The 13,637-nt window shown below is 50.3% G+C and carries 16 protein-coding genes; 10 read left to right on the top strand and 6 right to left on the bottom strand.

Annotation, left to right across the window (positions count from 1 at the left end; genetic code table 11):
* The first annotated feature begins 134 nt into the window (after positions 1-134).
* The 6 genes from VMS83_RS09515 (at position 135) to VMS83_RS09490 (ending at position 5,622) form a co-directional block, all read left to right on the top strand.
* Positions 135-596: a DUF2178 domain-containing protein gene (locus tag VMS83_RS09515; RefSeq protein ID WP_325412183.1), complete on the top strand. Its 462-nt coding sequence runs from the start codon at positions 135-137 to the stop codon at positions 594-596.
* Positions 586-804: a helix-turn-helix transcriptional regulator gene (locus VMS83_RS09510; RefSeq protein ID WP_325412181.1), complete on the top strand. Its 219-nt coding sequence runs from the start codon at positions 586-588 to the stop codon at positions 802-804. The genes VMS83_RS09515 and VMS83_RS09510 overlap by 11 nt, the downstream gene beginning before the upstream one ends.
* A 598-nt stretch (positions 805-1,402) precedes the next feature.
* Positions 1,403-2,749 carry a hypothetical protein gene (locus VMS83_RS09505; RefSeq protein ID WP_325412179.1) on the top strand — a complete coding sequence of 449 codons (1,347 nt, stop codon included), beginning with the start codon at positions 1,403-1,405 and terminating at the stop codon, positions 2,747-2,749.
* A gap of 13 nt (positions 2,750-2,762) precedes the next feature.
* The gene (locus VMS83_RS09500; protein ID WP_325412178.1) at positions 2,763-3,443 is read left to right on the top strand and encodes an ABC transporter ATP-binding protein; all 681 of its coding nucleotides are present in this window, start codon (positions 2,763-2,765) and stop codon (positions 3,441-3,443) included.
* On the top strand, positions 3,440-4,630 hold the full coding sequence (locus VMS83_RS09495; RefSeq protein WP_325412176.1) for an ABC transporter permease: 1,191 nt from the start codon (positions 3,440-3,442) through the stop codon (positions 4,628-4,630). The genes VMS83_RS09500 and VMS83_RS09495 overlap by 4 nt, the downstream gene beginning before the upstream one ends.
* A 125-nt stretch (positions 4,631-4,755) precedes the next feature.
* On the top strand, positions 4,756-5,622 hold the full coding sequence (locus tag VMS83_RS09490; RefSeq protein WP_325412174.1) for an NAD(P)-dependent oxidoreductase: 867 nt from the start codon (positions 4,756-4,758) through the stop codon (positions 5,620-5,622).
* Here the strand turns inward: VMS83_RS09490 and VMS83_RS09485 are convergent.
* On the bottom strand, positions 5,598-6,446 hold the full coding sequence (locus VMS83_RS09485; RefSeq protein ID WP_325412172.1) for a class I SAM-dependent methyltransferase: 849 nt from the start codon (positions 6,444-6,446) through the stop codon (positions 5,598-5,600). The genes VMS83_RS09490 and VMS83_RS09485 overlap by 25 nt on opposite strands.
* Before the next feature lie 129 nt (positions 6,447-6,575).
* Here VMS83_RS09485 and VMS83_RS09480 point away from each other — a divergent pair, with 129 nt between their 5' ends.
* Positions 6,576-7,187: an FkbM family methyltransferase gene (locus VMS83_RS09480; protein WP_325412170.1), complete on the top strand. Its 612-nt coding sequence runs from the start codon at positions 6,576-6,578 to the stop codon at positions 7,185-7,187.
* A 49-nt stretch (positions 7,188-7,236) separates the two neighbouring features.
* On the opposite strand, the gene nikR is transcribed toward VMS83_RS09480, so the two are convergent.
* Positions 7,237-7,659 carry a nickel-responsive transcriptional regulator NikR gene (nikR, locus tag VMS83_RS09475; protein ID WP_325412168.1) on the bottom strand — a complete coding sequence of 141 codons (423 nt, stop codon included), beginning with the start codon at positions 7,657-7,659 and terminating at the stop codon, positions 7,237-7,239.
* A 253-nt stretch (positions 7,660-7,912) separates the two neighbouring features.
* Here nikR and VMS83_RS09470 point away from each other — a divergent pair, with 253 nt between their 5' ends.
* The gene (locus tag VMS83_RS09470) at positions 7,913-8,371 is read left to right on the top strand and encodes a hypothetical protein (RefSeq protein WP_325412166.1); all 459 of its coding nucleotides are present in this window, start codon (positions 7,913-7,915) and stop codon (positions 8,369-8,371) included.
* Between the two features lie 734 nt (positions 8,372-9,105).
* On the opposite strand, the gene VMS83_RS09465 is transcribed toward VMS83_RS09470, so the two are convergent.
* Both VMS83_RS09465 and VMS83_RS09460 read right to left on the bottom strand, forming a co-directional pair.
* On the bottom strand, positions 9,106-9,315 hold the full coding sequence (locus tag VMS83_RS09465; protein WP_325412164.1) for a molybdopterin-binding protein: 210 nt from the start codon (positions 9,313-9,315) through the stop codon (positions 9,106-9,108).
* A gap of 246 nt (positions 9,316-9,561) precedes the next feature.
* Positions 9,562-9,903, bottom strand: coding sequence for a hypothetical protein (locus VMS83_RS09460; protein ID WP_325412162.1), 342 nt, complete (start codon positions 9,901-9,903; stop codon positions 9,562-9,564).
* Between the two features lie 691 nt (positions 9,904-10,594).
* On the opposite strand from VMS83_RS09460, the gene cbiQ reads away from it, so the two are divergent.
* Both cbiQ and VMS83_RS09450 read left to right on the top strand, forming a co-directional pair.
* Positions 10,595-11,536, top strand: a complete 942-nt coding sequence (gene cbiQ / locus VMS83_RS09455) for a cobalt ECF transporter T component CbiQ (RefSeq protein WP_325412160.1) — start codon at positions 10,595-10,597, stop codon at positions 11,534-11,536.
* Between the two features lie 21 nt (positions 11,537-11,557).
* Positions 11,558-12,394, top strand: coding sequence for an ABC transporter ATP-binding protein (locus VMS83_RS09450; RefSeq protein ID WP_325412158.1), 837 nt, complete (start codon positions 11,558-11,560; stop codon positions 12,392-12,394).
* 693 nt (positions 12,395-13,087) lie between these two features.
* Here VMS83_RS09450 and VMS83_RS09445 read toward each other — a convergent pair.
* Positions 13,088-13,267, bottom strand: coding sequence for a hypothetical protein (locus VMS83_RS09445; protein ID WP_325412156.1), 180 nt, complete (start codon positions 13,265-13,267; stop codon positions 13,088-13,090).
* A gap of 153 nt (positions 13,268-13,420) precedes the next feature.
* A partial coding sequence (locus VMS83_RS09440; protein ID WP_325412154.1) for a PGF-CTERM sorting domain-containing protein occupies positions 13,421-13,637 on the bottom strand: 217 nt, incomplete at its 5' end.

Genomic DNA, 13,637 nt, shown 5'->3' with positions numbered 1-13,637 from the left:
GGATAGCAAATCCGCTCATAAGAACCTTTTTACTCCTCCGGATTGCCAAGAAATCGCAGTAATTGCATAATTTGGAGCGGAGAATGCCGATATTTATATTCCTGTACGTGTAAAATGCATAGAATAGGGAAACCATGAAAAAAAATCTCTTCTACCTGTGTACCGGAGTTATAGCAGTTGTCCTTCTTGCGATCTTCTGGTATTCAGTAGAAAATTTCACTCCCCTCTATATCACGATCGCATTTGTGATCAGTGTAGTCCTTTTGTACCTCGCCTACCGCAGGGTGGATGATTTTGTCGAGGATGAACGGCTTGCCCGGATTACTGAAAAGGCAGCGATGCGGACCCTTCAGGTCTTCTGGGTATGCTTCTGTGCATTTTCCATTCTTGCCGTGACGAACCTGCTGGACGTTTCACGGTTCTCCCGGGCATTCTGGCTGAATCACACGTCAGGCGTAGTAGCGCCGGAGATCGTGCCATTGCGGATGATCGGATATTTCCAGCTGGCACTTCTCTGCCTGATGATCTTCCTCTATGTCGGGTTCAGGCTTTACTATGCACGAAAGTACGGGGAGTGGGAGACCGATGAAGAATAAGATCAAGGTCTACCGCGCGATGCACGATCTCACGCAGGAAGATCTTGCCCAGGCAATTGGCGTGACCCGCCAGACCATCCTTGCCATAGAGAAAGGAAAGTACGTTCCTTCCCTTGATCTTGCCTTCAGGATCTCACGTTACTTCAGGGTGAATATCGAAGAAGTGTTCTCGTACGATGATGGCGTGCGGACTGTTGATATCGACTGAACGGCCGGGCGAAGGGTAATTTTACTGTAAACCTGTTCGTTGTTTTCTCTGCCAGATTTGAATTTTTGATTTTCCTCTTTTTCCACTCCTGAAAAAACCGTACAAAGTGTGTCCGGCATTATTGGTTTGCAGACTCCAGTGCAGATCTGGAGCAAATGCTGAAATACTAATGTATAAATTACAAAATGTCTAATTAAGATTACATTACTGTAAGGATGAGATCCCTTTTCAAATCTGGCAGGTACCGATCATGAAAGCTCCGGTTGTCTATTACGCTGCACTGGCTCTCTTTTGTATCTTCGTGTTCTCTGCAGGTGCCCTTAACCATCTGTAATGAAACGGATGCGCGACCTCACGTTCTTTTCCCGGTGGGGCAATCCGGTAATTTTTCTTCGTCGTGGCAGGAGCAGGCCATTATTGCCCGGTGAGAAACGTTTTTATATCCTTCAGTATTAATTAAATTACAATAAGTAAAATATACATTACATGAAAGGCGCCTTGTTCCGGCATTGGACAGTCTTAAGTGACCGTATGGTCTATCTTTGACTATCAGGTATCCGGCTCTGCAGGTGCTTTACCAGGAAAAAATGGAGGTATTATGAAGATTCAGACCGCTCTCATCGGGATATTAGCGATATTTCTTCTGATTGCTGCCGCAAGTGCAGCAGGCAGCACATCTACGACAAGTACCGGCAGTTCTTCCAGTACAAGCTCTGTAAGTGCATCAACTACCGTTTCGGCTGAAGAAGCCCTGTCACAGGTGTACGTCAGCTCGGTTACGGTTGATCCCCAGGTGTTTTATCCGGGTGATCAGGGAACGATTACCGTTCAGCTGACAAATACCGGCAGTCAGGACGTGGCATTTGAACACGGGGACATTCTCAACTCCCAGAATGTCTACATTCCTGACGAGACCCACAACCCCTATCAGGTAATGACGTTTCTGGGACCCGGAAATACCATGACCTATACGTTCAATGTTGTGGCAAAGTCACCTGATGGATTATATTATCCCGACTTCAGTGTTGCTTCACGGGATGCCGGAAGCATCATCTATCCCATCAAGGTCCAGGTGGATTCAACACCTGTTCATGAGGCAATTTCCGTGCGGCCGGATAACTTTGCCCTTGATAATACCGATACGGTCAACCTGACCATCACCAACCCGCGTAACGGTGCCATCAATAATGTTGAAATAACTCCCTCGGGTACCGGATTTGGAGTTTCCCCCCTCCAGTCTTTTATTGTCTCTATTCCCGGGGATTCGTCCGTTGATGTACCCTTTGCCATTACGCCATACCAGGCCGGATCCAATGTGACCTTTATTGTCCAGTACAGTAACGGGCAGACAATCCAGAACCCGCATACAGACACTGTGGTCATGCCCCTCAACATTGGTTCGAGCAAGACTGCCGCATCCACGGTCATCAACGATCTCGCGCTCACCGTTTCCAACGGTGCATACCAGCTGACCGGTGATGTCACGAATACGGGTATCACGGATGCAAACGGTCTTGTGGTCTCGGTTGGATCGCCTGCCCAGCCCATTGAGCCCTATTCGAGCTACGCGGTCGGTTCACTCACCTCGAATGACTTCTCCAGTTTCACACTTACCTTTACCGCTTCCGACCTCTCAGCAATTCCGATCACTACCTCGTGGAAGGACTCAAACGGGAACACACTCTCTTCCGTTCAGACCTTCGACCTGCGGCGCCTTGTCACGGCCGGTTCGACCAGCCGGAGCGGATCAGGATCATCATCCGGATCCTCAACATCCGGTGGACCCGGCGGTTCCTATCGTGGCGGTGGCGGGTTCCTCGGCATGGGCGGTGGCAGCGGACTTGCAGCGTTCTACCCGATTATCATCGGTGCGATCGTGGTCATCGCAGCAGTTGTGTTATACGTCAAGAGGAAATGGATCCTGGGAAAATTCAGGAAACAGTGACCAGGTGTCGCACATGAGCGATATGCCACTTATCCGGCTCAATGATGTCTCAAAAATATACCATCTGGAGAGTGGTGACTTTACCGCGCTTGATCACGTAACTCTCGATATTGAAGAGAACGAATTTGTGGCGATCATGGGGCCGTCCGGTTCGGGCAAATCAACGATGATGAACCAGCTGGGCATCCTCGATGTCCCCTCAACCGGGGAACTCTATATCGCAGGGGAAAATGTGGCAAAAATGTCCAGTCTCGAACGGACTCACATGCGCCGGGATATCATTGGCTACATCTTCCAGAAATTCTATCTTATTCCCCTTCTTTCAGCATACGAGAATGTGGAGTATCCCCTCATCCTCAAGTACAAAAAACGGGACACCACCGGCCGGGCTGCCGGGTATCTCCGTGCGGTGGGCATTGATGAAAATATGAGTGCCCACCGCCCCAACCAGCTCTCCGGTGGCCAGCAGCAGCGTGTGGCCATCGCACGGGCACTGGTCAACGATCCCAAGATCCTCCTCTGCGACGAACCGACCGGAAATCTTGACAGCAAGACCGGTCTTCAGATCATGGAGATCCTTTGCGACCTGCACCGGAAGGGAAAGACGGTTATTATTGTGACGCATGACCCGAAGATCGCAGAATACGCCCACCGGACGATCCGCCTTGCAGACGGACGGGTCGTGGAATCATGAGAGATATCTTCTTTGATCTCTCGGTAAGAAGCGTCAGGCTGAATTTCCTGCGCTCACTTCTCGCTTCGATCGGGATCGTCATTGGCGTGGTGGCTATCTCTTCCATGGGAATGCTGGGCACAAACATGCAGCTCTCGGTTAAAGACCAGCTTTCTGCCGATGTTAATACGATCATGCTCACTTCCGATGCGGTGAAAGTAAGCACGGGTCTCGGTGCCGCCCCGGTTTCAAGTACGATCGATACGAGTACGCTCAATGACATCAAGGGATCAGCGGGACAGAACGATGTGGTTCCCATCCACCATACCAGTACGCAGTTTAGTGTCGGTGACCAGAATGGCCGGGGGTCTATTTACGGGCTTGACCCGAGTGATGTTCCCAAATTCCTTACCATAGCGCAAGGGTCGAATATCCGTGGCAGTGATGTGCTCGTAGGTGCGACCATTGCAAGCAACTTCAACCTCGTTGTCGGAAGCACAATTAAGATCGGGCAAAACTGTGCAACGATCTCACGTCCGGTCGTCAGGGTCGCCGGTATCCTCCAGGCACGGGGGATTGCTGCGGACGGGGTCAATGTGGACAACGGGATCGTAGTCGATGATACGTGGTATACGGATCATTTCGGTGGCCTTGACCAGTACGACCAGGTGAATGTGATCGTTGCCGATGTCTCCACGATCAACCAGACCGAAGCAGCCATCAACGCAAAAGTGAACAGGAACAGCGACGTGGTGAGAGTCTCCGATGCCAGCTCCCGTTTGTCGACCATATCGAGTACGCTTGGCACAATCACCACGTTCATCATGGCAATCGGCGGGATTTCACTGGTGGTTGCAGCGGTGAGCATCTTCAACGTGATGATGATGTCGGTCAAGGAACGGGTGCAGGAGATCGGTATCCTGCTCTCGATCGGGACAGAGAAGGGCGAGGTGCGCAGGATGTTCCTGTACGAGGCGCTTATCCTTGGTCTCATCGGTGCGGTGGTGGGTGGAATCATGAGCTTTGTTATCGGGTATTCGGTGGTGAACGCCATGATCGGTACCACCCAGTACTTCTTCCGGCCTGAGAGCCTGATCTTCATCCCGTACGGTATGATCATCGGTGTGGTGGTCTGCGTGGTCTCCGGGCTGTATCCCGCATGGGCCGCCTCGAATATGGACCCGATCGATGCCCTGCGTGCCGAATAAGAATTATTTTTTTTCAAATCAGCAGGTCGTATCAGCCTTTACCGCAGCGGCAGGCAAAGCCGGTTCCCGTCCCGTGATGATACCTTAATGAAACGTTTCGATCAAGTATTTCCCGTGTATGTTTCATGATCCCCGAACAAAAAATCGGATGTATCGGTCTTGGTCACCTGGGTCATACGATCGCGCGCCACCTTATTGACCTGGGTGTACCCCTGACCGTGTGGAACCGCACCGCTTCAAAAGCCGGTGATCTCGGTGTGCCGGTAGCCACATCTCCCCGGGATCTCATCGGACACGCCGATATTGTCATTATCAACCTCTTTGACAGCGATGCGGTCGAAGGCGTCCTCTCCGGTACGGAGGGTCTTTTCTCCGGCTCCTGCTCCGGGAAGATCATTATCGATACGACCACCAACCACTTCGGCCGCGTCGGCGCATTCTATGCCCATGCCCGCGAGCATGGCTGCACGTATCTCGAATGCCCGGTGCTCGGGAGTGTCGTACCTGCATCGCAGGGCAAGCTCACAGTCCTTGTCAGCGGGGATGAGGCAGCCTACAAATCCGTAAAACCCCTGCTTTCCCGGATAGGATCGACCCTGTTCTACCTTGGGGAACCGGGGCTTGCGACTAAGATGAAACTTGTAAATAACCTCGTGCTCGGCTCGTTTATGGCAACCTGTGCCGAAGCGGTTGCACTTGGTGAGGCCGCAGGCGTCCCCCGGGGCGAGGTGATCGATATTCTCCTCGCCGGTGCCGGCAATTCGATGGTACTCGCGGCAAAGAAGGACAAGCTCAAAAACGGGGAGTTTTCAGCACATTTCTCCTCTGCCCTGATCTATAAGGACCTCCACTATCTCCAGGACCTCTGCCGTACGCTCAGGAAACCCCTTCTCGTGGGAAGTACAGTAAAGGAGGTCTTCGCCCTTGCACGATCAAAAGGCATTGACGACCTGGACTTCTCCGCGATCTACGAGGTGTTCAGGGAGTTCTGATCTCCCGGGCTGCCGATCCCGGCAGGCTTCCGGTACCGGAGATCAAAAACCCACCGGCTTACGGATGGTGCCACATTTCCGCACCGGCGCCGGGAGATAACGCTATATCCTGTTTTTTTGAATTCCTGTTCCAGCATCCCGGCTTGTGCCCGGTTTTTGAAGGTATAGAAATGGATAATCCCATCACGTCTGACCAGGCCGGCCATCACTTCAAGGATCTCGTCTCTGTTGTAGGGTGCCGGGATGATGACCCGTTCAAAGGATCCTCCGGGGAGATCGTGAGGATCAAATGCATCACCCTGGATAACGGTGACCTGACCGGAGACCCGGTTGTCCCGTATGTTCCTGTTCAGCCACCGGCATGCCTCCGGGTTCTGCTCAATAGCGGTTACCTGCGCTCCCCGTGCGGCCGCAGGGATAACAAACGGACCGACCCCGGCAAACGGGACAAGAATTCTCTCTCCGGTCTGCACCTGCCGGGTTATCCTCCCGCGTTCATAGGAAAGCCGGGGGTTGAAAAAGCTCGTGTTCAGATCGAGATAATAGGAAAACCCGTTCTCATGATGGGTCGTTTCTGTACTCTTGCCGGTAATTATCTCATAGTACACCGTACGATATGTCCCGGTCACGTTAGCACTCTTCCTGACGACCGTCCGGATCCCGTGCTGGTGCCTGATGATCGCAGCAGCGATTACCTGATCATACGATCTGAGGGCAGGGGAAAGTGTAACAATCGCAATATCGCCAATCACATCATACCGGCCGGAAAACTTGCGGAGAGTCCCGGCGGGGATCTCACTTCTCAGATAATCTGCGAAGCGCATGGACAGATCATCGTACGCCGTGCCCCTGTAAAATTCCTCCTGCCTCTCCGGGCGCGTACCGGTGACAGCGTGCCAGGCCATTTCTTTGAATAATGATGAGGGCCCCGTATCTATGAGGAAGGATTCTGCATGAATAACGGATCCGGCCAATCCGGGGCGGGCATAATCCTGCGTGAAGGAATCCGGTTCGCTGTACGGTCAACGCCGTACCGGCAGATCCTTGACGTTCCTGAATACCAGACAGGGGATATGGGAAAAAATGACCGTGTCCTCGACATCGGGGCCAATGTCGGGGCATTCTGCCTGCGGGCTGCCCGGATCTCGGCGCACGTGACTGCGGTCGAGCCGTTGACGGCAGACCTCCTTGAGGAAAACATTGTATTAAATGATGAAGCCATCCGTGTCATACGGGGTGGGCTGGGGACCGGACAACCGGCGGAGATCATCTGGGACGAATGCCGCATGACGGTTCCCACGTACACCCTCAGGATGCTCATCAGTCTGGCCGGAGGCTGCGATTTTCTGAAATGCGATGCCGAGGGCGCTGAATGGCTGATCCATCCCCACGATCTCGAAGGTATCCGCCGGATCGAGATGGAACTGCACCTGCCCCCCATCTGCCCGCCCCCGAATCCGGCGCTGCTGGATTACATCGGCGAGCACTACACGTTTTCTATTGACCGATCACCTGTCTATTCCCCTCTTGGGGTCATGGGGATCCTGCATGCCACTAGGGAATAGCCGGTACGTGCGGGAAGAGCAAACAAAAAAAGAACGGGATGCCGGGTTGTTAATCCTCAATCTGGATCGTGGTCAGTTTCACCGATTCGACCCCTTTCTGGGACATCAGCCGTTCGGCAAGGGCCTTGAGTTGTGAACCATCCCCATGGACAAGGATCACTTCAAGGCAGCGGTTATGGGTGACATGGGAGTGGAGCGATGCCTTGATGATCTCATGGAACTCGTGCTGGACATCGGTGATGGTAGTCAGGAGCCCGCGCTGGTCGTGGTCATAGACCATCGTGATTACTCCTTCCCGCTCACCCTTGACATCAGCCATCCATTTGTAATAGGTGATATAGGTACGGATTGCATCCCGGATGCCTTCCGATCGGGAGGAATAGCCCCGTGCATTGATAATTTCATCGAACCGGTCGAGGAGATTTTTGGGAAGGGATATTCCGATACGGGAGAGATCATTGTCGAGGGTCATACGATCAGGTACGTGAATATCATGCCTGCTCCTTTTTTAACTTTTTTAAAAAAAAGCGGGTTTGTGTAATACTTTGTAAGAACTACAGGTTCTTTTTGTTCAGGACTCATCCGGAGAATCACTCCTATCCCTCGGGGAGTAGTCCTCTTTAAAAGGTTCAGGATTTTTCCAAAGATATTAACTATTTTTAATTAATAAAACAAAAAATAAATTACATTAACAAAACTTATAACCTTGCAGGAACAATCAGAAGATGATCACCATGGGTGTTGCTACCGATATCATGCAGACGTTCGCCGTACGAGAGATCCGGGCGCAGTTCCGCGAAGGCGAGGGCTGGGAGTGCCGGCAGGAACAGTCGCCGTTTCCAGGTTCCATGACCTTTGTTCTTTCCCGCGAGCTGCGGGGGAAAAAACAGATCATACCTCTTGCAGTCTCATACGAGGAGACCCCATCAACAATTCCACTCGAGCACCTGATCGGTACCCTGACCGGGAAAAAACTGACCGGGAAATGTATGCTCGTTCCCAAGGGTGCCAATGTCACTGCACTTCCGGGAGATGTCCGGGTCTTTTTCATGGATTCGTTCGGTTTCGTAGATGAGAAACTCGTCTGGCTTACCAAGAAAAAGAATACAAAACAGTACTGCCGGTCTGAAGTTCCCGCTGCACCAGAAACTGCTATACCGGTATTCCCGTCACATACGGCGTAGATAAGAACCGGTTTCACTGCTCTCTTTTTTTTAACCACAGGATGTCAGGTCCCGTACAATTAGCATCATCCCGACCGGTCAAGGTCTCTTGTCATTCCCGATCCCTGACGCAGCGGGGCTTCCCCGGGAAATGATCCGGGCTGATGATACACTGGCAGAGTCTTGTACGGTGGGAAAACCGTCGCAGGATTTTTCCTGAAAAAACAGATCACCCGGGGACTTCTTCGCAGAAATGGCGGATTTCAAAACAGGAAGGTGCCATTGTACCGTCAGAGCAGATATCTGACACCGGTCCGCAAAGGAGGATGGTGCTTGTGAGGATACTTGCGGTGGTGCCGGTGTCTGTGACGATACTCTCTCATCTGCTGTTTAGCGCGAGGCTCAAATATTTTCTATTGTTCCTGTGTCTGTGTGCATGTGTCCTTTGGTTTCGTGCTTCCTCCAAGGGACATCTTCTATATTGGATTCCGGGCAATATAATTGTTTTCTTTTAACTTTTAATTTAAGTTAACCAAAACTGTTAAAAAATACCGGGGGAGAACAGGCTGTAACGATCTCTGTATCAGGGAAATGGCCTTCGGGAAGATCCTGTCGTTACTGAGCAGGGATTCCGGTCGTGCCGGATTTCCTTTTCCCGGAATGCGACCTTGCGGGGTGTGCCGGAATTCACAGAGACAGTGTCTCCTGATGTAGTCACTGGCGGAAACGGATACCAGGATGAGAAAGAAAAAAGATTAATCGATCGCGATCATCACTTCGCTGGACTTGATGACCGCATATGCCTGTTTTCCCACGGAGAGTCCCAGTGCGGCAACCGACTTCTTGGTGATGATCGAAGTAATCTCCTGTCCTCCGGGAAGTTCAATAACGATCTCAGAGTTAACGCTGCCGGGGGTGATTGCTTTCACCGTACCTTTCAGGATGTTTCGTGCACTGATCTTCATGGTTTTCACCACCGGGAACTGGTCTTGATCATTATAAGTAACTTTCGAAGATCTCTGCTACCTTTGTGGGGGGATCATTCCGAATATTCATTTCCGCAGGATCGTAAAGAGCACAGGGAATCATTCCGGGAGCCGGCAGGATTCGGGCCCAGGTTGCCGATACATGGAGGGTCGATGAGATATTCACAAAACCATGGATCCAGGGGATAGCACGTGCTGTGTGGAAAAAAGGGATTTTTAAAAGGATCAAAACTCTTCAGCGATTCCATATCCCCATGCGTAGAGGCGGGCTACAGGATCATTATTCGGAAAAAGGGTGCAATCAAGACCCCGGTTTTTCAAAAACCGGTTAGCCATCGATGGAGATAAGGGCAGAATCTTTTCCTTAATGGCCTTACCCTTTGACCAGAGATGCAGATAGTACGTGATGCTTTTTTCTCCATCAGTGTGGACGTGCATGTAGAGATCTTTACCGGTTGCTGTTACATCCTTTCCATCGGAAGCCGGCCGTGATGCGTGGTAGAGGCATTCATCATGCCGCGTATTAACGGTCGTCTTCCGGCTGCCATCATACAGTGTTGTCTTCATAGCTGTCACCTGTCTGCTGTTTTCCGGAATCATTCCCCAATGATCCCGGTTTTTCGGCTGAAAACAGCTCAGCCCGAGGCGATAATTTTTTTTAAAAGGGGGTATCCCGCGAATCCAGGGACATACCCTGATGGAGCATGGGCTTTTCAAGGTATTAAAAATTTCTATTTTAGTAGCAATTATTATGTAAATATAACATAATTGTAACAATAAGCAAATATCCTTATCAGAGGATCTTTCCCCGTATGTTTGGTCCGCCAAATTCCGTACTTAAATAAAGCCGGACTTTTGACAGGGACCTCTGATCATTAACTGCCTCTCAAATAGTTCCGAGCTGCGTTCAAGTCAGGAAAAAATGTCCGTGTCTTTCCTTTGCCATAATAAGGGAACCCCGTTGTATGATGGAGAGAATGCAGTTGAGATGTCTGTTTTCCACACTAAACGGATCCGGTTCATAGAAAATGTGCACAAAAGAACGATCGGCAGATCGATTTATTTTACCGTGTTCTATTGTATTGCATTCTTTTCGCTACCAATGTACATATTGATCAAACGGAATCGCAAATACCAACTATTTTTAACTACTAGGTATCACTATACAAAATAATCGTAACAACATTATACGCTCATTCCCCGGCATCTTTCCGACAGGGAAAGATCTGATGGATTTGAATGGAGTTCTGTCGGTTCCATGTTACCTGAATGGATGCAGAAGATCGAAGCCGGTCCCTGTGCCTGCTGCACAATCAGTACCGGCAGGAAAAAAGGATTCGTCCAGAAAGCGATCTCTGACATCTTCATATTCTTTGAGGAATGCCTGTTAAATGACAATATTGCACAGCGCAAGGGTCTGTTGCAAAGTCTTGATCCCCGGGTAAAACTCATCTCGATGGTAATTCTCATCTTTGCAGTGGCAATGACGCGCGATATCCGCCTGCTTGTGGTAGTGTATATCCTGACGCTGATTGTTGCTTACTTAAGCAGGATTGAACTCTGGTTCTTCCTCAAAAGGGTCTGGGTTTTTATCCCGATCTTTGCCGGGATTATCATGATCCCGATCCTTTTCAATATCTTTACTCCTGGAGATACACTGATAACAATCGCTAACCTGGGACCGGACGCACATCTCGGCCCGTTTGCCCTGCCTGCCGTTATTACCATCACCAGACAGGGCGTCATGGTGGCATCGCTTTTTGTGGTGCGTGTTGCTACCTGCGTCTCGGCAGCTGTTCTTCTCTTCCTCACGACTCCAAGGGATCTTCTCTTCAAATCGCTGCGTTCACTCAAAGTACCGAAAGTCTATATCCTTACCCTGGACATGTGTTACCGGTATATTTTTCTTTTCAGCGATATGATCAAAGATTTTTATACGGCAAAGAAGAGCCGGTCCATCAGGGCCCTGCCCTTAGTCGAGGAACAGAAATGGGTTGGAAGCCGCGTTGGCTATACTCTTGTTAAGGCCCTCAGTATGAGTGAGAAAGTACATGGGGCCATGATCTCGCGGGGATTCAGCGGCGATATCAAGATCATGCACCAATATGCGCTGCACCGGCGCGATTATGTGGCATGTGTAAGTGTATGTGCGTTGAGTATTGTGCTTCTCCTTGCATCCCAGAATCTGATAAAGTTTTAACGATAACGGGAACGGTTTGCCATGGAAACGATCTTTGACCTGCGGGATGTGTCTTATACCTACATGAGAAGGTTTGAGGCCCTTAAGGATGTGACCCTCTCGTTCCGTTCGGGTGAGCAGGCGGCAATTCTTGGGGCAAACGGGAGCGGCAAATCGACACTCCTTTCAATCTTAAACGCGCTGACGTACCCCTCATCAGGGGAGTTTTATGCATTTGGGAACCTGGTTAAGGAAGAACTTTTCGATACCCTTGAAGACAACGAATTCAACCGGTTCTTCCGGAAAAGAGTGGGTTTTTTGTTCCAGAACCCGGATATCCAGCTCTTCTCCTCTACGGTCTTTGATGAGATCTCTTTTGGTCCGCTCCAGCTGGAGTTGCCCCCTGATGAAGTACGGCAGCGTACCGAAGATGTCATTGCCATGCTCGGGATCGAGAATCTCAGGGATCGGGCTCCTCACATGCTGAGTGGTGGGGAGAAAAAGAAGGTCTGTATCGCTTCTATCCTCTCTACAAATCCCGATGTCCTGCTCCTCGATGAGCCCACCGGTGGCCTTGATCCGCGCAGCCAGGTCTGGCTGGTCAGGTTAATTCAGGATCTTGCCAAATCGGGGAAGACTGTTATTACCGCAACTCACGACCTTGATATTGTCGAACAGATCAGCACACGGGCCATTGTAGTTGGTGAAGATCACATGATCAAGGCAGATGCTGACTGTGCATGCGTCATGGCAGATCAGGATCTCCTGATGTCAGCAAACCTTGTCCACCGCCATATTCACCGCCACGGAAAAGTTCTCCATGAGCACCTGCATGCCCATTCCAAAGGACATGATCATGTTCACAGTGATGTATCCTGATGTCAGGGTAAGCGTCCCGTTCTTCCTGGTGCAGGAATTTTCGCCGCGAGAATTCTTTGGAAGGAGTGCATCAATGATGATCTTTTTTACATTTCATGAGTTGTAATCCGGGAGATCGCTTATAGCCAAATGTCGTTTTCCCCACTCACATCTGCTGTTTGGGTAATGATCGGATAAGGGCAATCCGGGCCCATTACGGGCTTTTATTGGTATCTGACAGATCCAAACGGGGTCCAAATCGGGCTCCGCTTTAAAAAAGCCCAAATCTGCCGTATTTTGTCAAACGGACAAAATAAAACGTTCACTTAAAGGCATTTTCCCGCCCCGATCTCACCACAAACGGGTATTTCTTTAATTCCAAAAAAAGAAGCCAAAAAAACACCTCTGCTGCCCAATTATGGGCATTATATGGGGCTCAAATTTGGCGTATTTTTGCGAACGGGAGTAATTATGGGCTCTGATTTTTTAGAGTGGGAATCGGACGGTTTTACGGGCCTTTTTTAGCCTTTAGAGGAACTTTAAGGTAGAGATCCCACCTCCAACCGGCAAGGGTTACCTTCGGTTCACAAACATTTGCCGGTCCGGCAGACCGTTTGATGATCAGAAAAAATGCATCCGTTGAAGGATTTGCCGAGAATAACCGGTCAGAGATCATCCATAAGGAAGGATCTCTGTGTGAGGAAATCACTTCCCCTAAGCCCACCATCCGGAGTACTGGCCGAGTTTGTACAGAATAGTGACGGACAAGCAGAACCCGATAATTGCAATGTAGATTAGGTTTTTATTTTTCTCAACAAACATCGTGGCCTGTGCAATCCCCGCATGCACTTTTTGCAAACGGGTCTGTTCCGGTGTTTTTGTCTTTTTTGGCATGAATATCCTGTTTTATCCGATCAGAATTTCTCGGTCATTTGATTCCGCAGAACCAGTAATATCTCTATCGAATTGCATGAGCCAACAATCGAATGTCATTTTCCCTGTCGTTTTTGTTTGAAGAGACGGGCACAAAAAAATTTAGATGTTAATTCAGTCCCTGCGCACGATAATGAACGCAATTGCCCCAAGACCAATGAGTGCAACAAGTGCACCAAACCCGGGCGACTTTGTCGTCGTGGGTACTACGGTGGTCGGGATCGGGGTTGCGATCGTTGTCGGAGCTGCAGTGGTCACGGTTGCAACCATAGTGGGGGTTGCAGTCGGGGCCTGTGCCTGGAGGACGTTGAACAGTGCAGTACCGGTGGGT

Source organism: Methanoregula sp. (assembly GCF_035543475.1).
Classification (GTDB): Archaea; Halobacteriota; Methanomicrobia; order Methanomicrobiales; family Methanospirillaceae; genus Methanoregula.
This window is presented reverse-complemented; position numbering and strand designations above follow the sequence as displayed.